Genomic DNA, 26,189 nt, shown 5'->3' with positions numbered 1-26,189 from the left:
CTGGGCAGCTTAAGCGAACTCACAGACAATCGCTCCTGCGCTACCCAGTGTCGCTTTGGCGCTGCTCAACCGTTGGCCGCTGGCCATGGCATCCAGCAGGCGATCAACTACCTGTGGCTGCAGATGCTCGTCGATCAACTGATCAATCAAGCGTGCACCGCTGTCTGCACGCAAACAGCGTTCGGCCAAATGGGTAACCAACTGTTGATCATGGCTGAAGGTGAGGTGGCGGCGCTGCAAGCGCTCGGAAAAGCGCTGCAGTTTCAGTTCAACCAGCTCTTCGAGTATCTCGCCGGCAATCGGGTAGTAAGGCACGATTCGCATGCGGGCGAGCAGGGCGGCTTTGAAGTGTCTGACCAGAGCCGGGCGAATGGCCTCTTCCAATTGTTCGCTATCGGGCTGAGCTCCATCGGCGCAGAGCGCTGCAATCTGCTCACTGCCCAGGTTTGAGGTCATCAGAATCAGGGTGTTACGGAAATTGATCTCACGGCCTTCACCGTCGTTGGCGATGCCTTTGTCGAAGATCTGGTAGAACAGGTTGAGCACATCCGGATCGGCTTTTTCCACCTCATCCAGCAGGATGACCGAATAGGGTTTTTGCCGTACGGCTTCGGTCAGCATGCCGCCTTCGCCATAGCCGACGTAGCCGGGCGGCGCGCCGATCAGGCGCGAAAGGCTGTGCTTCTCCTGAAATTCGGACATGTTGATGGTGGTCAGGAAGCGCTCGCCGCCGTACAGCAGGTCTGCCAAAGCGAGGGCGGTTTCGGTTTTGCCGACGCCGCTGGGGCCTACCAGCAGAAAGACGCCCACCGGTGCTTCAGGTCGATTCAGGCCAGCGGCGGTGGCGCGCATGGCGCGATCCAGTGCGGCGATGGCAGGTTCCTGACCGCGCAGACGCTGGCGCAGATCACCGGCGAATGCGGTGACCTTGGCATTGTGTTCGCGCGCCAGTTGCGACAGCGGTACGCCGGTCCAGTGGCTAATCACCTCGGCGACCAGGCGTGGGCACACCTCATGGCTGACCAGCCGTTCCTGGCTTTGCGCCTGGCTCAGCTCGCGCTGCACCTGTTGCAGGCTCTGCTCGTGTTCTTGCAACACCGCTGCATCGACCACTTCAGCTTCGCGACCTTCGGCGCACGCTTGGCGCAACGTCAATAGCCGTTCGGCCAGTTCACGTTGCACCTGCCAGCGGTGTGCTAGCGCGCTGGCTTCGTCGCGGGCCACATGCAGGCGGGTTTCCAGAGCGTCCAATGCTGCCTGGTCAATCTCCAATCCGGCGCCAAGGTCGCGTTGCACCGCCTGCAGTTGGCGTTCACCTTCGGCGATTTCTCCGCGTAGCGCTTCCAGCGCGCAAGGCTCGGCTGCCAGACTTATGCGCACACGGGCGCAAGCGGTATCCAGCACATCAACGGCTTTATCTGGCAGTTGCCGCCCAGCGAGATAGCGCGCCGACAGTTCGGCTGCCGCCACCACGGCATCGTCACGCAGATAAATCCCGTGACTGCGCTCATACACCGGTGCCAAACCGCGCAGTATGGTTACGGCTTCGGCTGGAGTGGGCTCGAGCAGTTTGACTGGCTGAAAACGCCGGGCTAGCGCCGGGTCTTTTTCAAAGTATTTCTTGTATTCGCTCCAGGTGGTGGCGGCGATGGTACGCAGTTCGCCACGCGCCAAGGCGGGTTTTAGCAGGTTGGCGGCGTCTCCGCTGCCAGCCTGACCACCTGCACCGATCAGCGTGTGTGCCTCATCGATAAACAGCACTATAGGTTTGCTCGACGCTTTGACCTCGTCGATCACGCCCTGCAGGCGGCGCTCAAATTCGCCTTTGATGCTGGCGCCGGCCTGTAGTAGGCCGAGATCCAGACACAGTAATTCAACATTGCGCAGCGATTCAGGAACGGTGTTGTTGGCGATGCGTAGCGCCAGCCCTTCTACCAGCGCGGTTTTTCCGACACCCGCTTCGCCTACCACGATGGGGTTGTTTTTGCGGCGGCGGGCGAGGATATCGATCATCCGGCGGATCGACTGATCACGGCAGAGCACGGGGTCCAGTTTGCCGTCGCGCGCTTGTTGGGTGAAGTTGTGGGTGAAGCGTTGCAGGGCCGATTCACCCGTAGCGGCGTGCTCGCTGCCTGCAGTGTTCTGCTGAGAGAGCGCGAAGTCGCGCAGGCGTTCGGCATTCAAACCGCTTAGCACTGTCTGGTAAGGCGTGCCGGCGTAGCGCATCGGATTGCGCAGTAGCGCCAGAATCAGTGCCGCCTGATCAATGCGGCTGCTGGCCAGTTCAAGGTTGGCGATCAGCAATGCGTCCTGCAGCCACTGCACCAGTTCGGCGGAAAAACTCGGATTACTGCTGCTCTCATTCTGGCCGCGCGGCACCAGGGTTTCGGCCAGACTGCCGGAGTCGATTTCTGCGTCCTGCAGGGCGCGGCTGAGCAGGCCATCGGAACGCTCCAACAGGCCGAGCAACAGGTCTTCGACCAGTACCTTGTTGCCGCCGCGCTGCATGCAGCGCTCGGCAGCGGCTTCGAGGTCTTGCCGGCTGGCTGCGTCCAGTGCCTGCACCAGTTGTTGTAGGTCGAGTTGCATCATGTCATCAGTCCTTAATGAGTTCCGTTGCCCAGGGTTACCGTGGGCAGTGCCTGCTCGTGACCAAGCCAGCTGGTCCAACCGAGGCGGCAGGGATTGCTTGCGCCAAGCCGCAGTTCGCGGATTTCGTCCTGACGCAAATGCAGTTGAATGTCGTAGTCGAGCGGGTCGCGCAAGGTGAAACGCACCAGTGAGCGCAATGGCTGAAAATGTTTGCCCGGTGGCAAAAAACTGTGGAAGCCATCCCAGTCCAGTTCGCGAATGTGCAGGCGGAATTTTCCGCTGCGATCAAATACTTCTTCGCCCAATACCAGGTCGCTACCCAGTGTGCTGTTGGCCTGACCGAGCTGGCAGCGCTGCGCGGGCTGGATGCTGACGCGGCGTTGCATGCACTGCTCAATGTGCATGGCCGGGTGTTTAAAGTAGTAGCGCAGTACCGATTCGATTAGTTCGGCCGACTGTGCGCGCATGCTCAGCAGACCCAGATAGGGCAGCAGCCGCTTCCAGTTGAGATCGGGCGCCTGAGCCATGCGGTCCGGGCGCAGGCCAACCAATGACAGTAGCTGCACAGAGAAGGGGTCCTGTGCGCCCTTGCTGAAACGTGCGCGGTAGCGATATTTCTGCCAGATCGGCAGCAGCAGCCGCTGCAGGCGGTCATTGAAGAGGTCAAGAAATTCGCGCGTGATGTTGCCGTCAGGCCCGTCGCCCAGGGCCTGTTCGCTATAGAAGGCCGGCAGCGGTGAGCTGGCGCCGCTAAGGCTGATCAGGTTCACCTGCATGCGCGCACGCAGGCCGTCGGTGTCCTGAATGAACTCGACTTCTTCAATGTCGCAACCGGGAAAGCCCATGCTCGGATTGGCAACAAATTGCAGGCGCTCGTAAAGCGCACTGTCGTCGAGATCCGGATGCGCCAGTTGCAGACGTTCGAGTACCAACAGCACACCCTGAAACAGGCTGTACTGACGGATATCGCGTTGTATCCTGGTCAGAACAGGGGCTGTTGGCCCATGCGCGGCGCCCATTGGTACACCTCCCCTTGAATGCTGTTGACGGAAAGTTCGTGATAAGAATTGAGGCTGGAGTACAACGACAAGAACTCGTTGAGTACCGAGGCAAACAGATACATGTCGCCTTCACCCAGATAGCTGTCCAGGTCCATGCTTAACTCGGTCTTGATGCCGCGCACCGGCAGTCCTCGGTGCAGACGATCCACGTGAACGTGGCGCACCGCCTTCAGCCCCTCCAGTCGGCGCTTGCTGACCTTGGCCGCATGTTGATCGTAATGGCGCGGTAGATCGTAGGTTTCCAGCACCAGCTTGAGTGCGTTGACGTCTTCCAGCGACAGGTAGTTGAGCGACATGTTGCTGATCAATTTCCAGAGAAAGTCTTGGTGTAGGGGCGGCGCGTAGCTGGGCGTGACGGTGCTGATGTTGCGGAAACTGAGAAACTCCGGTGTGCCTTCGGTGGGGCGGCAGATATCACCGAGCGCGAGCTGCCGGGGCAAGTCTTGGTTAGTGCAGGTCAGTTCGATCGATAGGGTTTCATGCTGATCAATATTGCGCAGGCCAAAGCTTAGGTAGGTGTCCTGGCCGTCACCCAGCAGCGATGGATACTGTCGCAGGCTGTAGTGCGGGCGGGACTCTCGGTTATCAAAGCTAGCGTCGTGCTCGAAAGATTCAAAGGGTACGTATTCTTCATAACCCATGCCGCCGGGCTTCCAACCAGTAACCCGGTCAACCGAAAAAATGCCGCAGTGATCGGCGTGAAACTCGGCGGGCCGCAGCAGGTACTGATCCTGTCTTCCATCCAGGCGGATCGGCATCGCGTCATGGCTGAACAAGTTAACGACCGGCGTGCAGTGCAGCCGCACATTGTCTTTGCTGGGGCTGATGCGCTGAGCGCCGATTTGGCGGATATCAAAGCGCAGGGCAAAGCCTCGGGCGCGCTTTAGCAGATCGGTCGGCATTGGCTGAAAACGGGCAATGCCGCTGACTTCGACAAACAGGAATTTTTCCTGGAAGGCGTAGTATTCCTGCAAGTAGCGATAACCGCGGAAAGTATTGTCCGGGTAGGGGATAAGCGCGTGCTCTTCATCAAATCCGGCTGGCCTGACCTGCGCCGACGTGAGCCTTTTCAAGCCCAGTGGTGAGCCATAATCATCCAGCAACGGTTTGCCGTTATGATCGAGCAATACCAGATCCACGCCATCCAGATGGCAGAGCAGATGCAAGTAGAGCATCTGGCTAATGTAGCCTTCGCCGGCCAGGTGCAGGCGCAAACGATCTAGCCGCAGATCGCCAAGGTTGCCCTCGGCGGTCATCATCAATTTCAACTCCAGTAGTGCACCGCTGCCCTTAACCGAGTAATCCAGGCTGCTGATGTCCAGCGGCAGTACTTCGGTATCAAAAGCGGTACGAAACTGACAGGTCACACCCTTGATTGGCTTGGATTCCACCGGCGTGTTGCGGGGTACCAACTGCATGGGTGAGGGACGCTTGAGCGGGTCAAACTGCAACATGCTGAACGCCGGCAGCGGGCGCATGTAATTGGGCCAAAGCAGGTGCATCAACGAGTGCGTCAGCTCAGGCAGCTCATCATCCAGCTTCTGACGCAAGCGGCCGGTCAAAAAAGCAAAGCCTTCCAGCAAGCGCTCAACGTCAGGATCGCGACCGCTTTGCCCCAAAAATGGCGCCAACGCCGGATTCCGTTCGGCAAAGCGCTTGCCTTGCTGGCGTAGCGCGGTGAGTTCGCTTTGGTAGTAGTGGTTGAAGCTCATAAACGACTGCTCGATAAGTCCACTGCAAAAGTCATCCCAATAAGCGTGCCGCTGGCGAAAGCCAGAGCGGGTGTCTTACCGCGCCCGGCGGGGCGTGTATTTGAGATGTGCGTAAAATGCTTCCTTGTGATCTGCCCAAAGCAGCGTCACTGATTTACTGCTCACGCTGGTAGCTGTCAGCCGCCGATCAACACAGTGCCAGAGGCTGCGATGACGACATTGCCATGATTTCCGGTACTGCCCAGTAGTGCAGCAGGCTTGCCGTTTATCAGCACCGTGCTGGCTACACCGCCCACCAGGCTGCTGCCACATGCAGTGGTATCGCCCATGCGTGCAGCGGGTACGCCGTCGATCAGTACATCGGCGGAACCGGTAACAACTGGGTTAGTACCGTGGCCTTTTTGCGGGCAGGCGGTTGGGTCGCCTAGGCGGGCTGCGGGTTTTCCTGACATGTAAATCTCCTTGTGGTTACTGCGCCTTTGATATCTTCATCAGCGTTACTTGACCGCCGCCTGACCTCGACCATCGAGGCGTACCGCAAAACTGATGGCTTGCCGCATACCATCCAGTGTTAGCGTGCCCTCAATGGCAAATGACAGGTTCAATGGGTCGTGGTCGCGTGGCATGGTCAGCACTTTTACCTGGCTGAGCCTGGGCTCGTAGACCTCGATGAAGCGCTCGATGGCTGCTCTGGCTTTCTGCAACGAGTCATGCAGTGATAAGCGCATGTCGTTGAGGTCTGGCAGTCCGTAATCCGGCAGCGCTTGCACGCTGCCGGCACGGGTACTGAGCATCTTGCTAAGGTGCGCAGCCACCGAGGCGCTGATGGCATCGTCGTTGGGGATGCCATCACGCAACTCGGCGCTACCATCAAGGCGCTCGAACAGGCTGCCGTAAGCCATAAGCCGCGCTTACTCCTTGTCCAGCTTGCCGACTAGCGACAGGGTGAAGTCGGCGCCCATGTACTTGAAGTGCGGCCGTACGCTAAGACCAACGCGATACCAACCGGGCTCGCCAGGTACATCGGTAACCACTACTTGTGCTGCACGCAGCGGACGACGGCCGCGAACTTCGGCGCTGGGGTTGTCCTGATCGGCAACGTACTGGCGAATCCACTTGTTCAATTCCAGTTCAAGGTCAGTACGTTCTTTCCAGGCACCAATCTGCTCGCGCTGTAGCACCTTCAGGTAGTGAGCAAGGCGGTTGACGATAAACAGGTAGGGCAGTTGTGTACCCAGACGGAAGTTCAGCTCCGCCATTTTGCCTTCTTCGCTATTGCCGAAGAACTTGCCCTTCTGCACCGAGTTGGCTGAGAAGAACGCGGCGTTGTCGCTGCCTTTACGCATGGTCAGAGCGATAAAGCCCTGGTCGGCCAGCTCGTATTCGCGGCGATCAGAAACCAGTACTTCGGTTGGAATCTTGGTTTCGATTTCGCCCATGCTTTCGAAATGATGCAACGGCAGATCTTCGACCGCGCCGCCGCTCTGCGGACCGATGATGTTTGGGCACCAGCGGAACTTGGCGAAGCTGTCGGCCAGGCGGGTAGCGAAGGCAAAAGCGGTGTTGCCCCACAGGTAGTGCTCGTGGCTCTCGGCAACGCCTTCCTTGTAAACGAAACTACGCACCGGGTTTTCGACTGGATCGTAGGGGTTGCGCAGCAGAAAGCGGGGCAGGGTGAGACCCACGTAGCGCGAATCTTCCTGCTCGCGGAAACTCTGCCATTTGGCGAACTGGGGGCCTTCGAAATGATCTTTTAGATCCTTGATGTCCGGTAGGCCGGTGAAGCTTTCCAGGCCAAAGAACTGCGGGCCGGCGGAGGCGATGAAAGGCGCGTGAGCCATACTCGCGACACTGGAAATATGCTGCAAAGTCTTGATGTCGGGCGAACTGGGGTTGAAGTAGTAGTTGGCAATCAGGGCGCCGACCGGCTGGCCCCCAAACTGGCCGTACTCTGCGGTGTAAACATGCTTGTAAAGGCCGGACTGAACCAGTTCAGGGCTGTCTTCAAAGTCTTCCAGCAGGTCTTCCTTGGAGGCGTTAATGATTTCCAGTTTGATGTTCTCGCGGAAATCGGTGCGGTCGACCAGCAACTGCAGGCCGCGCCAGGACGACTCCAGCGCTTGAAACTTTTCATGGTGCAGGATGGCGTCCATCTGCCGACTGAGCTTGGCATCGATCTCGGCGATCATGCGGTCGACCATCGCTTTTTTGACCGGCTCTTGCTCGTTCTGCGGCTTGAGAAGTTCAGCGATAAACGCAGAGACGCCGCGCTTGGCAATGTTGTAGGCCTCGTCGTCTGGGGTCAGGCGAGTTTCGGCGATGATGCGATCCAGAATACCGGTATCGGCGCTCTTCTGGGCTTGTTGTGCTGAGGATTGGGTGCTCATGGCGGCGTCCTTGTCGGTTGCGATCAGGTTTCAGGTTGGTTCTGGTCGGTTAGACCGAGCTCTGCGAGTACACGCCCGCGCGAATCGTCGTCGTTGAGCACACTTTCGATCGCCTTACGGAAAGCCGGCGCGTTGCCCAGCGGGCCCTTTAGGGCGACCAGCGCATCGCGCAACTCCATCAGTTTTTGTAGCTCAGGTACTTGCTGCACGAGACTGGTGGGGTTGAAGTCCTTCATCGAGTTGATCTGCAGGTTGACTGCCAGATCTTCGCTGGTGGGCTCATCTTGCAACTGGTTTGGCACCGCAAAAGTAAGGTTTAACTCTTGCTTGGCTAGCACCTCATCGAAGCTGCGCTTGTCGATGGCAATGGGTTTGCGCTCTTCGATGGTGCGGTCGTCTTCACGTTGAGTGAAGTCTCCCAGCACCATCAGCTTTAAAGGCAGCTCGACTTCTTCGCTGGCGTCGTTGCCATCGGGGGTGAAGGTGACGTTGACGCGTTCCTTGGGGGCTACTGAGCCTTCTTTGGCCATGATGTTTCTCCGTATCGGTGTTAGGCCCCGAGGGCCTGATCAAGCACCACGCCCAGATCGAGGTGGCACAGGCGGTGATAGATCTCGTCCTTGCGTTCGCGCGTGCTCTGGTTCTGCGGCAGCAGGTCACAGCAGCTATGTAAAAGACGCAATACGTCGAGGTTGAGATCCGGTTCCCATTTGTCCAGACCTGAGGTCTGAAGCTGTTGGTGTAGCGATTCGAGTTGGGCCTTGGCCAGTTCGTATTGGCGAGCCTGAAAGCACAGGCGGGCTTGCGCGAGACGCCAGTAAAAAGCTGCTCGATCGCCGCGTGCTTGCTGGATTTGTGCGCCCAGTTGGTGAACCGCAGCCTTGAGACCTTCTTTACGTAAGAGTGCAATGGCGCTTTCCAGACCCTCATCCCAAGCTGCTGTGGCTACCGTATTGTTGCTTCGCTGAAAGGTGATGGGCGCTGATTGAGCTGGCGCGGCATGTTGCTGAACGCGGCTATTGATCCAGTCAAGCGTTTGCGGCTGCGCGAAGGGTGCGCCATCAAAAAAACGTAGCTTCTCCAGTCCGGGCAAGCGCTTGAGTTGCAGTGCCAATTGGCGTTCGATTTCTTCGGCGGCTTCCTCCGCGCCGAGCGCCTCGCAGCATTGCCATGCGAGATGTTGGCCATCTAACCAGAAGGGCGCGCGGGCGATACTAGCCTCGATATCTTGCAGCAGTTGTGCGTGTTGGCCTTGGTTGTAACGCTCGCCGTAAGCTGCCAGGCGGTCAGCAGGCAAGTTGCGCAGTCCGGTTTTTTGCTCGGCATCGTGGCTGGGCAGGGCGTCAATCGGTAACCACAACAGCGTGCGTGAGAGACGCAGGGCACGCAGATCGCACTCATTGTTAGCTAGCCACCAATGGCACAGTGGTCTGGCATGATCTTGCAGCGTGCGCAGCGCTTTGTGAGCATCCTTGGCGGTCGCAATAGAGGCTGGTTGCTGCGAGCTTGCTTGTTTTTGGTCGCTATTACCAAGTAAGGGCGAGCTAGTAAGGGGCGCTGCTATTTCGGCTTGCGCCGGCTGTTTGCTCGCGGACTCCAGCCTACGGCATAAGGGTTGCAGGTCCGGCGCCTGATCCCCTAGCTGATTTGCCAACGTCTCGTGCAGGTTTTGCAGCGCGTTAACCAGGGGATGCTCATCGCTTAGTAACTGCTGGGGATTAGCGTTTTCCAGGCGTGATATCAGCCAGGCTAGGGCGGCGATGCGAGTGCGGACCTTGATCGGATGCAGCGTCGCCCAATGGTTTTCACATAGCTCATTAAGCATGCGTAGGCTGCTGCTGAGGCCCGCTGGGCCAGATGTTTCCAGCAAGCTCCAACTCAGCCAGGCGGCTACCCGCAGGTCTTTCGACTGGGTAGTCAGCAGCGCCAGGCTGCCGTCGCGCACAGCCTCCCAGTCGGGTTGTTCGTTGTCATGCAGCGATCCCGCCTTGGCCAGCTGCTGCTCGAGTGACTCGTACTCGCTGCAGTAACGCACATCTTCGCCTGCGAAACGGGTTTCGCTGATGGGTGTGCTGGCGATGGTCTCAATAATCTGCTGCATCTGTACGCTCATCACTCTTGATTATTACGAGCCGTTTATTTCTATTTGCTGGGAGTGCGCAACTTCTTGCGCAATTAAATGCGCAAGAAGTTGCACTATTTCGATATCTTGCATTTCACGATGGCAACTTTCTGCTCAACTATATGTGCAAAAAACTGCGCATTACTGTCTGGAAGGTGGCTATCCTATTCGTCGGAGTCGGTACCTTCAAGTGTATAAAGTGTGAACTGGTCGGGCTTGTTGGTAATTGGTTTTGCGATGGTTTTATTTGAATTAAATTATTATAAATATGTATTAAAACAGTGGTTTACGTATTTTTACGCGAAGCCGGAGATGAGTTGCAATTGACGTCAAAATATTGGTTTGTTCGTAATGTGCGCATGTTGGCATTTAGCTATTAAGAAGGTGTTGTTTTCGGGGTTGTTAGTTTCTTTTTGTTGGGGTAGCTAAATCACAATTTATTTGTTTTACGTTTCTCTGTTATCCAGTCCAACAGCATTCAAGAGCTTGAATGACAATAAATGTAGTACCCGGCTGTTACCCAGTGCATGTCGAAGCAGCGCATCATAGGCATTCATTCACTGCCGGGGCATATCATGAGTAGCAAAAAACTATTGTTGTTAGCAGGCGATTTTGTTGAGGACTATGAAATCATGGTGCCGTTTCAGGCGCTGAGCATGTTGGGTTACGAAGTGCATGCGGTGTGTCCTGATAAAAATGCGGGTGACACTGTCAAAACAGCCATCCACGATTTTGAAGGTGATCAGACCTACACTGAGAAGCCGGGCCACAACTTTGTATTGAGCTACAGCTTTGCGGACGTAAACGTTGAGGACTATGTAGGTTTGGTCGTGCCCGGTGGGCGTTCGCCGGAATATCTGCGTTTGAATCAGCGGGTGATCGATCTTGTGCGTAGCTTCGACGAGGCGCAAAAGCCTATCGCCGCCGTGTGTCATGGCGCACAATTGCTCGCTGCTGCGGGTATCCTCAAAGGGCGTGAATGCAGTGCTTATCCTGCATGTGGTCCGGACGTCACTATGGCGGGCGGTACCTTTATTGATATCGCGGCTGATCAGGTACACGTCGAAGGCAATCTTGTTACCGCGCCAGCTTGGCCTTCCCATCCGTTATGGTTGGCTGCTTTTGTTAAACTGCTGGGCGCACGTATCGAGTTGTGAGCTACACAGGGTCGTCATCCCGCGACGGCCCTGCCCAGGAGGTTTTATGTGTGAGCTGTATGTAAAAGCCGACCCCATTCTGTATGAGTCACGCTCGCGTTCTTTGCGTATTCGCGGCGTGGTGACTACGTTGCGGTTGGAGAACCAGTTTTGGCAAATACTGCAGGAGATTGCTGAAGTGGATGGCATGACCACCAATCAGCTGATCACCAAGCTGTACGACGAAATCATGGATTTGCGCGGTGAAGTGGTCAATTTTGCCTCTTTTCTGCGGGTCAGCTGCACACGTTACCTAGCGCAACGTGAGGCGCAGGTGGTGCCGTTGTCGCTCGTGGCCCGCGCAAGCGCGTAGTTGTGCTGGCGGCTGCATTGGCTGAAACGGTAATCTGTGACGGTAGGCATTCGCCAATTCTGGAGGTAGCACATGTCGATTGAAACCTGGTTGGCTTTTTTTGTTGCGTGCTGGGTCATCAGCTTGTCGCCTGGGGCGGGCGCCATCGCATCCATGTCTAGCGGTTTGAACTATGGTTTCGCTCGTGGCTACTGGACAGCGTTAGGATTACAAGTTGGCTTGCTGCTGCAAATTGCGGTGGTTGCGGCGGGGGTAGGAGCCTTGTTGGCGACCTCTGCGCTCGCGTTCAATCTGATTAAATGGTTTGGCGTGCTTTACCTGCTCTACCTTGGATGGCGTCAGTGGCATGCTCAGCCGGTAGCCATGGATCAGGAGGTGGCTGTGCGTCCTATAGGGCAGCCGCTGGCGTTAGTGTTTCGTGGTTTTTTGGTGAACGTCAGCAATCCCAAAGCGGTCATCTTCATATTGGCGGTGTTGCCGCAGTTCTTGGATTTGAACCAGCCATTGCTAAAACAGTACGGCGTCATGGCGTTGACGATGATCGCTGTCGACCTGGTGGTGATGGCGGGCTATACCGGACTCGCTGCAAAAGTTTTGCGCCTGTTGCGTTCGCCACAGCAGCAAAAGCTGATGAATCGGACTTTTGCTGGCTTGTTTGCAGGTGCGGCTGCCTTGCTCACGCTGGTTCGCCGCGCCAATGTCTGAGGTCATCGGCTGCCGCGCACGGCGGACGGGCTGACGCCATGTACTTGGCGAAAGCGGTTACTGAAATGACTCGGGGAGCTGAAACCACACTGCAGGGCAATACTGGTCAATGACAGAGTGCTGATTCGTAGTAGCTGCTCGGCCTGTTTTAGGCGCTGTTTCATTACGTATTGATGGGGCGCGACACCTTTGCTGTGTTTGAACATGCGGGCAAAGTGGTACTCGCTCAGGTTGGCTTCGCGTGCCAGGTCGCTCAGCAGTAGCGGCTGTGCAAGTTGACTGTCGATAAACTCCAACACTCGGTTCAGTTGATAGGGCGATAGCCCACCGCGCACCACTGGGTCTTGCCAGTTTAGGTGTACGTAATGTTTAAGTAGATGGTTGAGGATCAAGGTAGTAGCGCTACTGATCGCCAACTGGTCTGCCGGATCGTGCCAATCATTGTTGAGCAGAAAATGGCGATAGAGCAGGGCGATTTGTGGGTCGTTCGCAAATAGCCGCTCATCCAGCGTTAGCTGTGCCGGGCTGCGATCCCAGGTTTGTTCCGCCTGTCGCCGCAGATGCTGATCGGTGAAATACAGGTGCATGAAGCTCAACGGCCCGCGGATATGCCAAGTGGATGCATAGTTTTTGGGCATCAGGCACAACTTGTCCGGAGCGCCACCGTTCTGCCAGCCTTGTGGAGTTTGGAAGTAGGATTGGTAACCATCCGCCAGATACAGACTCAGCGTGTGGTGGTCGGCGTTATCCAACGCGATCAAATCGTCATCGTTATACCAGCTGGCCAAACCCAGGCCGTTACCCAGGCGTACGCTCCCCTGCAACTGCGCCTTGTGTTGCTGCAAGCTGTTGAGTACCTGATATGACTGAGACATTGCTGCTCCTAGCTACTAAGTGCCGTGCACACTAATGCGCCGGCTTTATGATGTTAGCGATGTACGCCTCCTGCGCCAAGCAGCAACACGTGCGCCAGTCTGTCATCCGGAAAAAAAGCGCAAGAATCTGCAAGTGCGCGGCGTGTGGCTGCAAGCCAAAACCTAATGGGCAATGGATAATGCCTCTTTCTATCAGTAGATGAGCGCGCGTCATGAACACGCTGTTGTATATCACCACAGTATTGATCTGGGGCACTACCTGGATTGCCATTTCGATGCAATCTGGCCCCGTGCCGGTGGTTGTGTCGGTGTTTTACCGGTTTTCGCTGGCAGCAGGCGTGCTGTTGCTGGCGTTGCTGGTGACCGGCAGATTGCGGCGTCTAGCCGCGCGTGATCACGGGTTCTGCTTGTTGCAGGGGATGTGCGTGTTTGGCCTCAACTTCTGTTGTTTCTATGCCGCCAACGCCTATATCAACAGTGGTTTGGAGTCTGTGCTGTTTTCACTGGCAACCGTATTCAACGCCATCAATGGGGTGATCTTCTTTCGTCAGCGTGTGACGCAGCGGCTGCTCTGGGCTAACTTGCTAGGGTTTATCGGTATCGTCAGTTTGTTTTGGCATGATTTGGCCGGCGCGGGCATGAACGCAGGGGTGCTTTTAGGAATAGGGCTTAGCCTGCTGGGAACATATGGTTTCTCGCTGGGCAACATGATCAGCGTGCGTCATCAGGCGCGCGGCCTTGATCTGCTCTCGACTAACGCTTACGCCATGGGGTATGGCGCATTGGTGATGCTGTTGATTGCGCTGATTACCGGTGCGCAGTTCAGCATGCAGTGGACAGCTACGTATCTCGGATCGCTATTGTATTTAGCTTTTTTTGGCTCGGTTATTGGTTTTGCTGCCTATTTCGCCTTGATCGGTCGTATCGGTGCTGGCCCGGCGGCCTACGCTACGGTGATGTTTCCGCTTATAGCGCTGGGGATGTCTACGCTGTTTGAGGGGTATCAATGGTCGACCAGCGCGATCCTTGGCTTGGTGTTGATTCTTTTAGGTAACGCGGTGATGTTCTATCGACGCAAGCGCCCGGTTGAAATGCCGCACGGAGCCGTTTAGCGTCAGAGTCCGGTTGGTTTTTTGAAATAACCGATGGGTAGGAGAATGGAGTCTATGGACTATTTCATCATTGCAGCGGCGGTTGCCGCTGGTCTGTATTTTCACTGGTGGCTTTTCCTGCGCATCCGGAGTTGGACTGACCGAGATCTGGCGTTGTCTATGGCGGGAGAAGACCAAGCCAAGCGGGCTTATATGCGCGATAAGTTGGCCGAAGCGCAACGCAAGGGCATTAAAAAACGCGAGCTGGAAGCTTGGCTTAAAAGTGCAGCGGATGCCTATGGCATGACGACACCCGAGCAAAAAGATTGAACTGATTGTGGCGTCTGCACTCTCTTTTAAGTAAGCGTAATCGTTTGTTTGACCGCCAAGGAGAGACATCATGGAACTGCCGAACAAAGACCTCGTTACTCTGTTTGATCAACTGGGTCTGGATTCTGATCCGGCCAGTATGGACGCCTTTTTTTCTAGCCACGCACTGGAACACGACACAGTGCTCAGTGAAGCCAAATTTTGGACGCCCTCGCAAGCGGCCTTCCTGCGAGAAGAAATCCGCGAAGACGCTGAGTGGGCGCCCGTAGTTGATGAATTGAACGCACGCTTACATGAGCGGTAATCAAATGCTTTTACGCTGTACTGGCTGGCTTACCCACAAGGTAGGCTGATCAGCGATTTCCAACCGTAGTTGAAGTCCACCGACTCACCAGCAGGGGAATGACCATGACCAGCACCACAGACAAGATTAAAGGCAAATACAACGAAACCGTAGGCGAAGCCAAAAGCGACATTGGTAAAGCCACTGACAATGAAGAACTGCAGGGGGAAGGTGAACTGCAGAAAATCAAGGGCAAGGGCGAAACCGCTAAGGGTAACGTGAAAGACAAGTTAAAAGACCTAGTCGACAAAGCGTAATTCTTGACCAAAAAAAGCCGCCAGCGTAAGTCTGGCGGCTTTTTTATTGCTCAAAGATCAGCACTACAAATCGCTCATCAGGTGTTTTACAAGCGTGCTTCAAGTAGCGCAATAGCGGCTTTGGCACCCATGGCATTGGCATAGTCGAGCGCGCCACGCTGGTCATCATCACGGGCATCGATTTGCGCGCCAGCATCTAGCAGCAACTCAAGCATATCGGTGCGGTCGAACATGGCAGCATACATTAGCGGTGTTTTACCGCCTTCCGGCCGGCCGTCAACGGCGGCGTTAAAACTCAGCAGTAGGCGCACTATAGCTGTGTCGCCCTTGAAAACGACCCCGGCCAAGGGGGTTTGAGAGCGCCCATTGGCTAGCTCAGGATCTGCGCCACGTTCTAACAGCAGGCGACTGGCTGCCTCGTGACCGTGATAGCTGGCGAGCATCAGCAGACTGTCACCGCTGCTAGTAAGAATATCGACCGGCAACCCCGCATCCAGTAGAGGGCGCAATGCATCGGTTTCGCCGTTGCGAGCCAAGTCAAAAATCTTTTGTGCGAAGGCCAGGGCATCGTCGTCCAGCGCGGGTTTATCAATAGAATGGGTGTGCTCAGTCATGCGGTCTCCAGTAGGACGGTAAGCGATAACACACTCTAGGCGATCACGCCTGAACTGTGCAGTCAAAATAATGTATGACGCCGATAGGCTCTGACCGATTCGGACAACAATCTGTTCCGCCTGCATGCAGGGCTTTTCTGGCATCATGCGCGATCGATATCTAAGCTAATATTGTTCTTTTCTCTTGCCTTTGGCGTCAAACGCCAAGCTGCTGCAGTACTCTGGCGAAGTGGCCAATACAGCAGTTCTGATGGAAATCTGAATGCCTTTTTATATTCTGCTCATCCTTGGTGGCTTGAGCGCCTTCGGGCCACTGGCCATCGATATGTACTTGCCGGCATTCCCCGCGATAGGGTTGGCGCTTGGCGCAGACGCTGAGCAAGTTCAGTTTAGTCTGTCGGTCTATTTCCTTGGTCTGGCCAGCGGTCAGTTGTTTTACGGACCGCTGGCGGACCGGTTCGGTCGTCGGCGTCCGCTATTGGTTGGCATAGTGTTGTTTTGTGCGGCTTCTGTCGCTTGCGCTATGGCGCCTACTATGGAATGGCTGTTGGCTGCACGCTTCGTGCAGGCCTTGGGCGGTTGTGCCGGCATGGTGGTAACGCGTGCGGTAGTACGCGATTTATGTGCGCCCATTGATGCAGCCAAAGCCTTCTCGCAGCTCATGTTGATCATGGGCGTGGCGCCGATTCTTGCTCCTCTGCTAGGGGGGGCTATGTTGAAAGTAGCGGGCTGGCCTTCAATATTCTGGTTTCTGGCGCTGTTCTCTGCGCTTTTTGCTATGGCGGTTTATTTCTTTCTGCCTGAAACATTACCGACGCATACGCCAGCGGCGCGCTTGAGCAGCGCTTTGGGGCGCTACCTAGGCTTGCTGCGTGAACCGGTGTTCATGTTCCATTCGCTGACTGGCGGCGTGGCCATGGCAGGTATGTTTGCCTATATCGCGGGCTCTCCTTACATTTTTATAGACATGTACGGCTTGAGCGTGGATCACTACGCGTGGCTATTTGGTGCCAATGCTGCGGGCTTTATTTTGTTCGCTCAGCTCAATAGCCGTTTATTGCGAAACAACACGCCGCTTGACTTGCTCAAAGGCACTACCGGCGTTTATTTGGCTGCGACTGCAACCTTGTTCTTGGTGGCGCTATCGGGTTTGCCGAACATCTGGTGGTTTCTGCCGCCGCTGTTCTGCAGCGTGGCGGTGATCTCACTGGTGATACCTAACGCTTCTGCGTGTGCGCTCGCCGGTCACGGTCACCAGGCTGGGGTAGCATCGGCTTTGATGGGCACCATGCAGTTTGCCATTGCGGGGCTTACATCGGCGCTGGTTGGCGTGCTGCACGACGATAGCAGCCTGCCCATGGCGTTGGTGATGGGCGGGTGTGGCTTAGTGACAGTTATTATGGCTTTACTGGCAAGGCGCGCCTCTGCGCGAGCACCGCAGCCAAATTGGGCTTCACGCTAAGGTAGATGAGCCTTAATTGGCCTGACAGGCAGAAAATCCAGACATAAAAAAACGCCGCATTTACTGCGGCGTTTTTTGCTGCCTTGGATCAAAAGATCAGGCAGCTTTCCAGCGCTTCATGATCAGCGTGGCGTTGGTGCCACCAAAGCCGAAGCTGTTAGACATAACCAGATCAACGGCCTTATCCAGACGCTCGCGCAGTATGGGCAGGGTACCGGCGTTCTCGTCCAGCTCTTCGATGTTGGCAGATGCCGCAAGGAAGTTATCACGCAGCATAAGCAGGCAGTAGATCGCCTCCTGCACGCCAGCAGCGCCAAGCGAATGGCCCGACAGGCTCTTGGTCGAACTAATCTTCGGCGCGTTATCGCCAAAGACTTCGCGGATAGCTTTGAGCTCAGCCACGTCGCCTACTGGAGTAGAAGTGCCGTGGGTGTTTAGATACTCAATGGCGCCATCAACAGTGGCCAGTGCCTGCTGCATGCAGCGTACAGCACCTTCGCCGCTAGGGGCGACCATGTCGTACCCGTCAGACGTCGCGCCGTAGCCAACCACTTCGGCGTAGATTTTGGCGCCACGTGCTAGTGCGTGCTCTAGCTCCTCAACCACGACCATGCCGCCGCCGCCCGCGATCACAAAGCCATCACGCTTGCTGTCGTATGCACGGGAGGCTTTTTCCGGAGTCTCGTTGTACTGAGTGGAAAGGGCGCCCATGGCATCGAACAGCATGGTCTGGGACCAATGCTCTTCTTCGCCGCCGCCGGCAAAGACGATATCTTGCTTGCCCAGCTGAATCAGCTCGGCCGCGTGGCCGATACAATGCGCACTGGTGGCACAAGCAGAGGAGATCGAGTAGTTAACGCCCTTGATCTTGAACGGCGTAGCCAGACAGGCAGAAACGGTGCTGCCCATGGTGCGCGGCACACGATATGGCCCAATTTTCTTGACGCCTTTCTCGCGCAGAATGTCGACGGCTTCCATCTGATTCAGCGTGGAAGCACCGCCGCTACCCGCAACCAGGCCGGTGCGAACACTGCTGACCAGCTCTTCGCCCAGGCCCGCATCAGCGATGGCTTGCTGCATGGACAGATAGGCGTATGCAGCAGCATCGCCCATGAAGCGCTTAACCTTACGGTCAATGGCTGCATCCAGGTCGATGTCAACTGAGCCGGAAACGTGGCTGCGTAGGCCCATCTCAGCATAGGAAGGGTTAAAACGAATGCCTGGCTTGCCGGCCTTTAGGCTGGCAGCCACACTTTCAAGATCTTGGCCAAGGCAGGAAATAATGCCCATACCGGTAATCACGACGCGACGCATAGTGATGATCCTCAGAAGCTGTCGGTAGATGAGAACAGACCTACGCGCAAACCTTCAGCGCTGTAGATCTCACGGCCATCAACGGCCATGGTGCCGTCGGCTATGCCGAGGGTCAACGCACGGTTGATGGTACGTTTGATGTTAATGGTGTAAGTGACTTTTTTGGCGGTGGGTAGAACCTGGCCGGTGAACTTGACTTCACCTGAACCCAAGGCGCGACCACGGCCTTCGTAACCCAGCCAACCAAGGTGGAAGCCTACGAGCTGCCACATGGCATCAAGGCCCAGGCAACCGGGCATGACAGGATCGCCTTCAAAGTGACAGGCAAAAAACCATAGATCAGGAGTGATATCCAGCTCGGCGATGATTTCGCCTTTGCCGTACTTGCCGCCGGTCTGGCTGATATGGACGATACGGTCCATCATCAACATATTGGGGGCGGGGAGTTGTGCATTACCGGGGCCGAACATCTCGCCACGGCTGCATTTGAGCAGCTCTTCCCGGGAATACGCATTCTGTTGTGTCATAGAGGCTCCTGCTCTTCCCCTGAATACGGGGCGCTGTTAATTCGGCTTGACCTGATTTTCAGGCAACATCTGAAAAAGCGCGCTGTGAGAAGCCAACGTTACTGGATCTGTATTAAGAAATTGCTCTATTTGCATGAAATAAAGGAATTTTTGATCAGAACTCTTGTTCTTCTGCTCTCATGTTGCAGCGTTTTCAGATGTCTCCTGGCGCAATCGGGCCAGCGTAAGGTCAGACTGTATGCCTGACGATAAAGTCACAACTGTCGCTATTTGCTGTGCAACGAGGCGTTGAGGATACCCGCGATAGCGGTCGAGGACAAAGGTTCTCTATCTTCGACCGCAGCTCAGGCGCACCGGATGCTCTACCGATGCAGAACGACTTATCAGCTCAGTACACCAAATTCGGCCTGAAATATGTCGCGCAGTTCGCGTTTGAGCACCTTGCCAATGGCGCTACGTGGCAGCTCATCGGTGATGATCACGCGGTTCAAACGCTGGGTTTTGCCGACGCGAGCGTTGAACCACTCGAGTACCGCTTCGGCGTTAACGTCGGCGCCAGATTTGGCTACCACGTAGCCCACCGGGGTCTCACCCCAACTGGTGGACTGGACACCGATCACGGTCACGTCTTGCAACTCAGGGTGCTGACGCAGCTCTGCTTCCAGGTCACTGGGGTAAATGTTGAAGCCGCCGCTGATGATCATGTCTTTCTTACGATCCATCAGGGTAAGAAAGCCTTCTTCGTCGAAACGACCTACGTCGCCGGTCCGGATAAAGCGCTTGCCGGTGCTGTCATACCATTCGGCTTCGGCAGTTTTTGTCGGCTTGTTCAGGTAGCCCGTCATCATGCCAGGGGAGTTGCCAACAACTTCACCTATTTCGCCGCGGGGTAATTCAACGCCTTCTTCGTCGATCACGCGCATATCGTGGCCTTCCGGAGGCATACCCACTGTGCTGAGCTTGTTGGGGTAAAGGTGAGCGGCCAGAATGCAGGAGCCGCCGCCTTCGGTCATACCGTAAAACTCAACCAGGCCGCCCGGCCAGCGGGCCAAAATGTCAGCTTTGAGCGCGGCATGGAAGGGCGCACTGGTGCTGAATTTCATGATGAAGCTGGACAGGTCGTAGTTATCGAAATCGTCGCGCGCCATGATGCGCTGATATTGCACTGGGACCAGCATGGTATGGGTGATTTTGTGCTGTTCGGCCAAGGCCAGGTAGCGTGCAGCGTCAAATTTGGCCATCAAGACGACAGTGCCGCCAAGACCCAGAGTTGGCAGGAAGGAAACCAGCGTGGTGTTGGAATACAGCGGCGTAGAAATTAGTGTGCGGCTGTCGGTGCCGTAGTCTAATACCAGCGCGCGCTGAATATGCGACCAACGCATACCGTGCGATTGCACAATGCCTTTGGGGTCACCGGTGGTGCCAGAAGAATAGATGATGTTGAAAACCATCTCGGGCGTCAGTTGGACCGCGCTGGGTTTAGCATCAGAGAGCCAGCTGCTGTAGGTGGGCTCGCCCACGCTGTTATCCAGGCTGTAAAGCGGAGCCTGGATACGTTCGCGTACGCTGATGATGGCATCACGCACGGCTGCGTCGACAAAGAACAGTTTGGCGGCTGAGTCAGTCAGCATGCCGAGCAGGCCTTCCGGAGTAGATGAGGGTGCCAGAGGCGCAACCACCACGCCGGCGCGCAGAGCACCGATGAAAATGACGGAATAGTTGATCGAGTTGGCAGCGCAGACTGCAATGGCTTCGCCCGGCATCACACCATCGCGCTGAAGCGCAGCAGCAACGCGATCCGCTTGTTGATCGAGCTCACGATAGCTAAGGCTATTGGCATCCTGCATCAACGCCGGATGATCGCCACGTTCTCGGGCATGTAAGGCGACCAGTTCGGGTAATGTGCTGTAGGGCGTTTCCAGAGTGATTGTTGACATTTTTATGCGCTCGTATGGCAGGATCGGGACGCGGCTCCTTGCGCTATAAATGCTGCTGAACAGCGAGTTTCACAAGGTTTTGCCGAAAAAATCGAGGCCTAGTGTCGCGATATTTGCCACACGAATCCAGCGCCAGCTGGCCTCACCGTCAGCCAGAATGGTGCTGGATCAGCGAAATCAATGATCTGCTGGTTCAGTCCAGCGATTTAGTGTCTGAAGCAATGCCTGGCGACTAACCGGTTTGCTTAAGAAATCCTGCATGCCCGCCTCCTCGCAGTGCTGACGATCAACGTCGAAAGCGCTGGCGGTAAGGGCAATGCAGGGTATGGGTTCCAGACCGGTACTGATGCAGTGCGCATGATAGCGTCGGCAGACGTCTAGCCCGTCGGTATCTGGCAGATGGATGTCCATTAGAATCACTGAGTATCTTTCCGGGTGGCTGGTGAGCGAGTGCAACGCTTGTTCGCCCGTGCCGGCAATGTCGGCCTGCATGTTGAAGCTGTGCAGCATGCCTTCGATGACCATTTGGTTGACCGGGTTGTCTTCCACCAGCAGCACAGGTTTGTCGTGTCGGCCACTGTCAGCCGGCTGTTCTGCGATGCTGTCCAGGTGCTCGCTGTTGTCGAGTTCGAGCGGAATCTGGAAGGTAAAATGCGAACCTTTGCCCTCAGTGCTCCGCGCGATCAGCTCACCGCCCATTTTCTGTACAAAAGTACGCGCAATCGAGAGCCCCAGCCCGGTGCCACCAAAACGGCGTGAGGTGCTGGAGTCAGCCTGCTGGAAGGCATCAAACATGCTTTCCAGGCGTTCTGGTGCGATACCTATTCCAGTGTCGGTAACCTCGCACTCCAGCAGCAGCCGGTTGGTGTCATACAAATGCCAGTGGGCGGTCACAGTGACGTTACCAGCCTCGGTGAACTTCAAAGCATTGCCGATCAAGTTGACCAGTATCTGGCGAATACGGGTTGGGTCACCCAGGACCTCAGACCATTCACGGTCGCCCTGTAGTTGAGTGATGAGGCGCAGGCCTTTTTGCCGAGCTGTGTGCTCGAATACGTTGACGGAAGAACCGATCAATTGCGGCAGATTAAACGGGATCTTCTCCAGTTCTAGCGCGCCGCGTTCGATACGCGAGAAGTCCAGAATATCGTTGATCACCTTAAGCAAGTGATCGGTGGATTCGCCAGCAATATGCACATACTCGCTTTGTTCGCCGCTGAGTTCGGTGGTTTCCAATAGCTGCAACATGCCTAGCACGCCGTTCATAGGGGTGCGTAGTTCGTGGCTCATCATCGCCAGAAACTCGGATTTCGCGCGGTTTGCGGCCTCTGCCTCTTCTCGCGCGCTGACCAGTTGCTGCATGGCCTGTTGTTGTTGCTGCCTGGACCGTTCCAGGGTGGCGGCCAAACTGTTGATGTTGCGCATCAGCTGGCCGATCTCGTGCTTGTCGTTTATTTCCAGGCGAATACTCAGTTGGCCTTCCTGCAACTTGTGTACGGCCAAGCCCATGCGTGCCATCGGGGTGGCCAGTGCTTTTGCCAGGCGAATGGCTAGAAAGAGAGTGGCGATCAGTGCCAAGGCCGCGAGGCCGAGGGTTTTCAACAAGATGCTGTTTTGGCGCGCTACAAAGGCCTCGTTGCTCAGCCCGACGTGTACCTGGCCTAGGTAGCGCATTTGATCATCGTTATCTGTTGCGGGGGAGTCGAGTAGGAATAGTTCGTTTTGCAACTGAATGCGTTGACGCATGATATCGGCCACAAATACTTGCAAGCCTGCGTCTGGGTTGGAGGCTTCTTTACTAAGCATCAATAGTGGCAGGCCAGCTTGGTCAAAAACTTGTACGTAGCGTACGTGCGGCATATTGAGCGCGCCCTGCACCAGGCTCTCCAGTGTGCGCAGGTTGCCGCTGATAACGCCGTATTCGGCGGCAGGTGCCAGTTGATCGGCAATCAGTTGGCCGGTTAGCTGCAGCTCGCGGTTAACGTCATCCAGTCGTTCGCTGGTAAGAAAGCTGAAACCGACTACGCCCATCAGTAATACCGGAAGCGTGGCAATAAGGATCAACCGGCTGAAAATGGTGCCGTGTTGTAGAAAGCTCATGGTGCTTGCTCCAGCTCGGTTAGCTCACGGCTAAGCTTTACGTCGTCAGGGATCGGCAGGCCGAGCGATCGGGCTACCTGCGCATTGCTTAATACAGAGAAAAAGGCGGGGTAGGATGTGCCGCTTTTCAGCTCACCCTGTTGTAATAACAGCGCTACGCTGCGGGCCATGTCTTCGGCGGTACTGTAGGTAGTGCTCAGGCTGCCAGCCTCGATAAAAGGAGCGCTGGGGCCAATCAACACTTTGTTGCGAGAGTAACTCGTGAGCAGGATGGCCTTTAGATTGTCAGCGTTGTAGATGGTGGGGGCATCAATACCTATCAGGGCATCGCTTTGCTCAAGCACGCGCAGCAGCTCTCTGGTCAGGGTGTCTGGCCTTTTCACTGTCGCACTCCGCTGCTGCAGACCGCTTGCAGCGAGTGCCTGTGCCCACTCGTCTTTCAGAGCGAGTTGATTGTCGGCGTAAAGCAGGCCTGCGGTTCGCAATCGGGGTAGCAAGTGCTTTGCCAGGCGCAATTGCCTTAACGGTTTGGGGTTTGCCAGAACCACGTGCAGGTAAGCGGGAAGTGGCTGCGGTGGCAAGGCATGGCTATTAACGTAGATGGCGATGCTTGGCGTTTGCAGTGGTGATTGCAAACGCCAGTTGAGCATGTCGCTACCGAGGGTGATGATGACTTCGGCGGTATCGGCATCAGGCGCCGTTGCGCTGGATACCGCAACCTCGTCTTGCGGCAGCGCTGTGCGCAGGGCAGAGATAAACTCATTAATTAAAGGACTGTTAGTGGCCGGTGCGGTAATTAATATCGCGCGCGCGCTCACGTTGGCAGAGATGAGCGCCAGTATCAGCAAGCAAAGTGCTTTACTGATAAGGCTCATTCGGCCATAAGCCTTTGCTGTTTAAAATTCATCATGTGGCACGTTCCCTGTCCGCACACTGTTCTGTCTGGCACCCCATGTTTAGTGGTCCCAGTTCGCCTAAAAGTTTAGTTCAGCACTTAAATAATAGTGGTTGCTACTGTCGTATACGTTTTCATCCCAGGTGAGAGGCTCATCGTCGAGCCGATGCTGCGCTACCAGCGCCAGACTGAATCGGCTGCGCTCGCCAATGGCGAACTGCTTAGCTAGTCGCGCGTCCAGGCGCTCAAAGCGATGCTCGTTGAGCTGGTCCGCACCATAATAAATGAGACTGGTTTCGATGTCGGCTGGCCAGTTTCTAATCCAGGCAGCACTGCCGGAATTACGCGCGGTAAGGCGTTGGTCAAGCTTGTTGGTGGCAGTGAAGTCCACATAGGCATAGGTTAGCCTGAAGCGGTCAGCGTAAGTTGCACGCCAATCGATTTGAGCTTCGGCTCCCTCGAACTCAGCGGAAGAATCGTTATTGGGGTAGAAATCGGTGATCTTCAGCGGCTCGCTATTCATGCCGGTTATGCGCTCCTGAAAAATCCGCAAATCAAGCGCAAGGCCGTATTCATGTACGGTGCCGTTGTAACCAATCTCCCGTGAGCGCATTTTCTCGGTATCCAGATTGCCTGGACCAGTAGCTGTAGCGTAATACGTTTGTTGCCCGGTCACCGGGCCGGACAGGTTTTTGACCTGATATGTCCAGTTTACGTTGTTCTCATACATATCAGGTGTGCGTACTGCTTCGGAATAAACAAGCCGCAAACTGTGTAGTGGGGCGAGGAAGTAATGCATCGCCACGCGCGGTGAAAAGGCGTCACCCACCAGCTCGGAATCTTCATACATGCCGCCTGCCTGGAACAGCCAGTTTTCATGGGGACGATATTCCGCATTGCCAAAAACTTGCGTGATGCCGTTGTCAATTGCGCCACCGAAAAAGGTCTCGGATTTCGCTCGATCCTGACGATAACTGGCGCCGCTGACGACACGTAGTTGATCATTCACTCTTAGAGTGTCTTGTACCTCGATCTGATAGCGACTTTCGCGCATGTGCTGATTGACATCGAAGCACGCGGGCTCGCTGTCGAGGTACTGCTGCCGTTCCTGAACGATGGCTTCGCCCAGATCGCCTAAGTAGTCGTAATACTCGCCATACATGAAATCATTCATATACTTGCGCAGGCCGCCGGCTACATCGTGGCTCATGTAACGACTCACGCGCCTGGCAGCCAATGGACTGAGGTCAGAAAGCTCCTGCAGCGCCGCAGAGAAAGCCAACGGGCTGTCGCACGCACGCCAATCGCTCAAGCGTTCCGTATGTTGCGCGTAAGCCATCACCTGAAAGCTGTGGTCTGCCGACAGGTCGCGCTTCCAGAGTGCCTGGAGTGCGTAATCGCGGCCGCGGATATCGGAATCCGGTTGCCACTCGTCAATCAGCTCGTCGAATTTCCCCAACGGCTGTTTAGCTGCGCCGAGAAACGGGCTGTAATCGTAATAACCCTGGCGGCTGGCTTCGCTGGCCGCTAACTGCCACTCCAGGGTATTGGCCGAATCTATCTGATAAGCACTGCTGAGATTAAAGCGAGTTAAACGCTTGCCGTCGCGATAATCCTCTCCGGGCTCTTCGAAACTATCAAAGCCGTCATCCTCCATGCCAGACAGGGTGAGACGAGTCTGACTATTCTCGGTACTAAAGCCCTGCCGCCCCAGCCAATCGCTGACCCCACGTGTGCCTTTAGTCACTTTTAGGGTGGTGCCCAACGTATCGCGTGGGTGGCGAGTAATGATGTTGATCACGCCCATCAGTGCGTTGGCGCCGTAGGCAGCGGTGTTGGGCCCACGAAATACCTCAATGCGGTCGATGTCTTCGATCGCAACCGGCATCTCCGCCCAGTCTACGGTGGCAAACCCGGGCCGATAAACTGAACGACCGTCGACCAACACCTGAAGACGTCTTGCCTCGGTAACGTTGGTGCCATGGTAATTAACGTTAACTTGGTTACCGCGTCGATAACCGATCATCATGCCGGGTACCAAGCGCAGTATCTCTGGAATGTCGCGCGCGCCGGTGGCGCGAATTAGCTGCCGATCGAGCACGGTCATACTGCCGGGCACCTCCGCAGGTGCTTGTTTCAGGCGGGTAGCACTGAGGACGGTGGGCAATTCGAGGTCGTCAAGCAACGGATCCGTTGTCGCCTGCAAGGTCAGCGGCAGGCCCAGTACTACGAGTCCTGCCAGAAAGGTGATGCGATTAGACATGTGATGGCACTTTGTATCTTTTTTTTGGTGCCCCATCTTAACTGCCGCAACAGGTTTTTCCAGTGCTCAATCGCTGTTATTGTCAGCCAAGCT

At 55.9% G+C, this 26,189-nt stretch carries 24 protein-coding genes; 8 read left to right on the top strand and 16 right to left on the bottom strand.

Annotated elements, in window-relative coordinates:
- Positions 1-9 precede the first annotated feature (9 nt).
- From tssH to tssA, 8 genes are all read right to left on the bottom strand, one after another.
- Positions 10-2,592, bottom strand: a complete 2,583-nt coding sequence (gene tssH, locus AC1XYH_RS09195; protein ID WP_483322918.1) for a type VI secretion system ATPase TssH — start codon at positions 2,590-2,592, stop codon at positions 10-12.
- Positions 2,593-2,603: 11 nt separating this feature from the next.
- Positions 2,604-3,611, bottom strand: a complete 1,008-nt coding sequence (gene tssG / locus AC1XYH_RS09190) for a type VI secretion system baseplate subunit TssG (protein ID WP_483322917.1) — start codon at positions 3,609-3,611, stop codon at positions 2,604-2,606.
- Positions 3,575-5,365, bottom strand: a complete 1,791-nt coding sequence (gene tssF, locus AC1XYH_RS09185) for a type VI secretion system baseplate subunit TssF (protein ID WP_483322916.1) — start codon at positions 5,363-5,365, stop codon at positions 3,575-3,577. The genes tssG and tssF overlap by 37 nt, the downstream gene beginning before the upstream one ends.
- Positions 5,366-5,541: 176 nt before the next feature.
- The gene (locus AC1XYH_RS09180) at positions 5,542-5,817 is read right to left on the bottom strand and encodes a PAAR domain-containing protein (protein WP_483322915.1); all 276 of its coding nucleotides are present in this window, start codon (positions 5,815-5,817) and stop codon (positions 5,542-5,544) included.
- A 45-nt stretch (positions 5,818-5,862) separates the two neighbouring features.
- Positions 5,863-6,267: a type VI secretion system baseplate subunit TssE gene (gene tssE, locus AC1XYH_RS09175; RefSeq protein WP_483322914.1), complete on the bottom strand. Its 405-nt coding sequence runs from the start codon at positions 6,265-6,267 to the stop codon at positions 5,863-5,865.
- Positions 6,268-6,276: 9 nt separating this feature from the next.
- Positions 6,277-7,752 (bottom strand): type VI secretion system contractile sheath large subunit, encoded by a 1,476-nt coding sequence (gene tssC, locus AC1XYH_RS09170; RefSeq protein WP_483322913.1) that lies wholly within the window; start codon positions 7,750-7,752, stop codon positions 6,277-6,279.
- A 23-nt stretch (positions 7,753-7,775) separates the two neighbouring features.
- Positions 7,776-8,282 carry a type VI secretion system contractile sheath small subunit gene (gene tssB / locus AC1XYH_RS09165; protein ID WP_483322912.1) on the bottom strand — a complete coding sequence of 169 codons (507 nt, stop codon included), beginning with the start codon at positions 8,280-8,282 and terminating at the stop codon, positions 7,776-7,778.
- A 20-nt stretch (positions 8,283-8,302) separates the two neighbouring features.
- Entirely contained in the window at positions 8,303-9,853 is a 1,551-nt protein-coding gene (tssA, locus tag AC1XYH_RS09160) for a type VI secretion system protein TssA (protein WP_483322911.1), read from the bottom strand.
- Positions 9,854-10,449: 596 nt separating this feature from the next.
- Here tssA and AC1XYH_RS09155 point away from each other — a divergent pair.
- The 3 genes from AC1XYH_RS09155 (at position 10,450) to AC1XYH_RS09145 (ending at position 12,088) form a co-directional block, all read left to right on the top strand.
- Positions 10,450-11,031 (top strand): DJ-1/PfpI family protein, encoded by a 582-nt coding sequence (locus tag AC1XYH_RS09155; RefSeq protein WP_483322910.1) that lies wholly within the window; start codon positions 10,450-10,452, stop codon positions 11,029-11,031.
- Between the two features lie 46 nt (positions 11,032-11,077).
- On the top strand, positions 11,078-11,383 hold the full coding sequence (locus AC1XYH_RS09150) for a ribbon-helix-helix domain-containing protein (RefSeq protein WP_483326271.1): 306 nt from the start codon (positions 11,078-11,080) through the stop codon (positions 11,381-11,383).
- Between the two features lie 72 nt (positions 11,384-11,455).
- A complete protein-coding gene (locus AC1XYH_RS09145; protein ID WP_483326270.1) occupies positions 11,456-12,088 on the top strand; it encodes a LysE family transporter in 633 nt (210 codons plus the stop codon).
- A gap of 2 nt (positions 12,089-12,090) precedes the next feature.
- On the opposite strand, the gene AC1XYH_RS09140 is transcribed toward AC1XYH_RS09145, so the two are convergent.
- Positions 12,091-12,963: a helix-turn-helix domain-containing protein gene (locus AC1XYH_RS09140; protein WP_483326269.1), complete on the bottom strand. Its 873-nt coding sequence runs from the start codon at positions 12,961-12,963 to the stop codon at positions 12,091-12,093.
- A gap of 212 nt (positions 12,964-13,175) precedes the next feature.
- Here AC1XYH_RS09140 and AC1XYH_RS09135 point away from each other — a divergent pair, with 212 nt between their 5' ends.
- The 4 genes from AC1XYH_RS09135 to AC1XYH_RS09120 all read left to right on the top strand — a co-directional run bounded on the left by AC1XYH_RS09135 (position 13,176) and on the right by AC1XYH_RS09120 (position 14,984).
- The gene (locus tag AC1XYH_RS09135; RefSeq protein ID WP_483326268.1) at positions 13,176-14,075 is read left to right on the top strand and encodes a DMT family transporter; all 900 of its coding nucleotides are present in this window, start codon (positions 13,176-13,178) and stop codon (positions 14,073-14,075) included.
- A 54-nt stretch (positions 14,076-14,129) separates the two neighbouring features.
- Complete coding sequence (locus AC1XYH_RS09130; protein WP_483326267.1) at positions 14,130-14,384, top strand: hypothetical protein; 255 nt, start codon at positions 14,130-14,132, stop codon at positions 14,382-14,384.
- Positions 14,385-14,454: 70 nt separating this feature from the next.
- Positions 14,455-14,688 carry a DUF2789 domain-containing protein gene (locus AC1XYH_RS09125; RefSeq protein ID WP_483326266.1) on the top strand — a complete coding sequence of 78 codons (234 nt, stop codon included), beginning with the start codon at positions 14,455-14,457 and terminating at the stop codon, positions 14,686-14,688.
- A gap of 104 nt (positions 14,689-14,792) precedes the next feature.
- Positions 14,793-14,984 (top strand): CsbD family protein, encoded by a 192-nt coding sequence (locus AC1XYH_RS09120; protein ID WP_483326265.1) that lies wholly within the window; start codon positions 14,793-14,795, stop codon positions 14,982-14,984.
- An 86-nt stretch (positions 14,985-15,070) separates the two neighbouring features.
- Here AC1XYH_RS09120 and AC1XYH_RS09115 read toward each other — a convergent pair whose 3' ends face one another.
- Positions 15,071-15,598, bottom strand: a complete 528-nt coding sequence (locus AC1XYH_RS09115; protein ID WP_483326264.1) for an ankyrin repeat domain-containing protein — start codon at positions 15,596-15,598, stop codon at positions 15,071-15,073.
- 262 nt (positions 15,599-15,860) lie between these two features.
- Here AC1XYH_RS09115 and AC1XYH_RS09110 point away from each other — a divergent pair, with 262 nt between their 5' ends.
- On the top strand, positions 15,861-17,060 hold the full coding sequence (locus tag AC1XYH_RS09110; protein WP_483326263.1) for a multidrug effflux MFS transporter: 1,200 nt from the start codon (positions 15,861-15,863) through the stop codon (positions 17,058-17,060).
- A 96-nt stretch (positions 17,061-17,156) separates the two neighbouring features.
- On the opposite strand, the gene fabB is transcribed toward AC1XYH_RS09110, so the two are convergent.
- The 6 genes from fabB to AC1XYH_RS09080 form a co-directional block, all read right to left on the bottom strand.
- A complete protein-coding gene (gene fabB / locus AC1XYH_RS09105; protein ID WP_483326262.1) occupies positions 17,157-18,374 on the bottom strand; it encodes a beta-ketoacyl-ACP synthase I in 1,218 nt (405 codons plus the stop codon).
- A gap of 11 nt (positions 18,375-18,385) precedes the next feature.
- The gene (fabA, locus tag AC1XYH_RS09100; protein WP_483326261.1) at positions 18,386-18,901 is read right to left on the bottom strand and encodes a 3-hydroxyacyl-[acyl-carrier-protein] dehydratase FabA; all 516 of its coding nucleotides are present in this window, start codon (positions 18,899-18,901) and stop codon (positions 18,386-18,388) included.
- Between the two features lie 383 nt (positions 18,902-19,284).
- Complete coding sequence (locus AC1XYH_RS09095; RefSeq protein ID WP_483326260.1) at positions 19,285-20,838, bottom strand: class I adenylate-forming enzyme family protein; 1,554 nt, start codon at positions 20,836-20,838, stop codon at positions 19,285-19,287.
- Between the two features lie 177 nt (positions 20,839-21,015).
- Complete coding sequence (locus tag AC1XYH_RS09090) at positions 21,016-22,938, bottom strand: ATP-binding protein (RefSeq protein WP_483326259.1); 1,923 nt, start codon at positions 22,936-22,938, stop codon at positions 21,016-21,018.
- Positions 22,935-23,813 (bottom strand): hypothetical protein, encoded by an 879-nt coding sequence (locus tag AC1XYH_RS09085; protein WP_483326258.1) that lies wholly within the window; start codon positions 23,811-23,813, stop codon positions 22,935-22,937. Before AC1XYH_RS09085 ends, AC1XYH_RS09090 begins: the two co-directional genes overlap by 4 nt.
- A gap of 99 nt (positions 23,814-23,912) precedes the next feature.
- Positions 23,913-26,096, bottom strand: a complete 2,184-nt coding sequence (locus tag AC1XYH_RS09080; RefSeq protein WP_483326257.1) for a TonB-dependent receptor plug domain-containing protein — start codon at positions 26,094-26,096, stop codon at positions 23,913-23,915.
- Between the last annotated feature and the right edge of the window lie 93 nt (positions 26,097-26,189).

The organism is Pseudomonas sp. GW-45 (genome assembly GCF_056896675.1).
This window is presented reverse-complemented; position numbering and strand designations above follow the sequence as displayed.

Coding starts and splice junctions, on each gene's coding strand:
- tssH (WP_483322918.1), bottom strand. CDS start 2,592: ATGATGCAACTCGACCTACAACAACTGGTGCAGGCACTGGACGCAGCC.
- tssG (WP_483322917.1), bottom strand. CDS start 3,611: ATGGGCGCCGCGCATGGGCCAACAGCCCCTGTTCTGACCAGGATACAA.
- tssF (WP_483322916.1), bottom strand. CDS start 5,365: ATGAGCTTCAACCACTACTACCAAAGCGAACTCACCGCGCTACGCCAG.
- AC1XYH_RS09180 (WP_483322915.1), bottom strand. CDS start 5,817: ATGTCAGGAAAACCCGCAGCCCGCCTAGGCGACCCAACCGCCTGCCCG.
- tssE (WP_483322914.1), bottom strand. CDS start 6,267: ATGGCTTACGGCAGCCTGTTCGAGCGCCTTGATGGTAGCGCCGAGTTG.
- tssC (WP_483322913.1), bottom strand. CDS start 7,752: ATGAGCACCCAATCCTCAGCACAACAAGCCCAGAAGAGCGCCGATACC.
- tssB (WP_483322912.1), bottom strand. CDS start 8,282: ATGGCCAAAGAAGGCTCAGTAGCCCCCAAGGAACGCGTCAACGTCACC.
- tssA (WP_483322911.1), bottom strand. CDS start 9,853: ATGCAGCAGATTATTGAGACCATCGCCAGCACACCCATCAGCGAAACC.
- AC1XYH_RS09155 (WP_483322910.1), top strand. CDS start 10,450: ATGAGTAGCAAAAAACTATTGTTGTTAGCAGGCGATTTTGTTGAGGAC.
- AC1XYH_RS09150 (WP_483326271.1), top strand. CDS start 11,078: ATGTGTGAGCTGTATGTAAAAGCCGACCCCATTCTGTATGAGTCACGC.
- AC1XYH_RS09145 (WP_483326270.1), top strand. CDS start 11,456: ATGTCGATTGAAACCTGGTTGGCTTTTTTTGTTGCGTGCTGGGTCATC.
- AC1XYH_RS09140 (WP_483326269.1), bottom strand. CDS start 12,963: ATGTCTCAGTCATATCAGGTACTCAACAGCTTGCAGCAACACAAGGCG.
- AC1XYH_RS09135 (WP_483326268.1), top strand. CDS start 13,176: ATGAACACGCTGTTGTATATCACCACAGTATTGATCTGGGGCACTACC.
- AC1XYH_RS09130 (WP_483326267.1), top strand. CDS start 14,130: ATGGACTATTTCATCATTGCAGCGGCGGTTGCCGCTGGTCTGTATTTT.
- AC1XYH_RS09125 (WP_483326266.1), top strand. CDS start 14,455: ATGGAACTGCCGAACAAAGACCTCGTTACTCTGTTTGATCAACTGGGT.
- AC1XYH_RS09120 (WP_483326265.1), top strand. CDS start 14,793: ATGACCAGCACCACAGACAAGATTAAAGGCAAATACAACGAAACCGTA.
- AC1XYH_RS09115 (WP_483326264.1), bottom strand. CDS start 15,598: ATGACTGAGCACACCCATTCTATTGATAAACCCGCGCTGGACGACGAT.
- AC1XYH_RS09110 (WP_483326263.1), top strand. CDS start 15,861: ATGCCTTTTTATATTCTGCTCATCCTTGGTGGCTTGAGCGCCTTCGGG.
- fabB (WP_483326262.1), bottom strand. CDS start 18,374: ATGCGTCGCGTCGTGATTACCGGTATGGGCATTATTTCCTGCCTTGGC.
- fabA (WP_483326261.1), bottom strand. CDS start 18,901: ATGACACAACAGAATGCGTATTCCCGGGAAGAGCTGCTCAAATGCAGC.
- AC1XYH_RS09095 (WP_483326260.1), bottom strand. CDS start 20,838: ATGTCAACAATCACTCTGGAAACGCCCTACAGCACATTACCCGAACTG.
- AC1XYH_RS09090 (WP_483326259.1), bottom strand. CDS start 22,938: ATGAGCTTTCTACAACACGGCACCATTTTCAGCCGGTTGATCCTTATT.
- AC1XYH_RS09085 (WP_483326258.1), bottom strand. CDS start 23,813: ATGAGCCTTATCAGTAAAGCACTTTGCTTGCTGATACTGGCGCTCATC.
- AC1XYH_RS09080 (WP_483326257.1), bottom strand. CDS start 26,096: ATGTCTAATCGCATCACCTTTCTGGCAGGACTCGTAGTACTGGGCCTG.